Source organism: Arthrobacter sp. B0427-1-12 (assembly GCF_059092905.1).
On sequence record NZ_JBNHIC010000230.1, the window covers coordinates 1 to 387 of the forward strand.

The window sequence follows — 387 nt, forward strand, 5'->3', positions numbered from 1 at the left end:
TGCTATTCGCCCTTCCGTTCCGCGAGCATGCCGTAACGCGTCGAAACGATGACCTCGTCACGCTGGTTGAACGTCGAATGCGAGAACACGATCTCGCTGCTCCATTTCTCGGGTATTCCCGTCCGGCGCGAGTGGGTTCATGGTGGACGACACTGTTCGCGCAACATGCCGTTCACATCGCCGAAAATCAACCGGTCGATTGGTTGATCTTTGCAGAAGGCCTGCGACGGGTCAACCCCATTGCACCCGCGCAGTGCCCGCCCGTCCACCATCGAGTCGCCGAGCGGGACGAGATGTAGCCGTCAGGGCCAGTTGCCTGCTAGGGTGATTCAACCGATCATTTGGTTGTCTGAGACGCAAGAGGAGATCCAATGCCAAACAAGCAAG

Annotated in this window: 1 protein-coding gene; it reads left to right on the forward strand. The window is 58.1% G+C overall.

Annotated elements, in window-relative coordinates:
• Positions 1–299: hypothetical protein (locus AC5RWU_RS24695; RefSeq protein WP_493986797.1), on the forward strand; the 299-nt coding region annotated here is incomplete at its 5' end.
• Between the last annotated feature and the right edge of the window lie 88 nt (positions 300–387).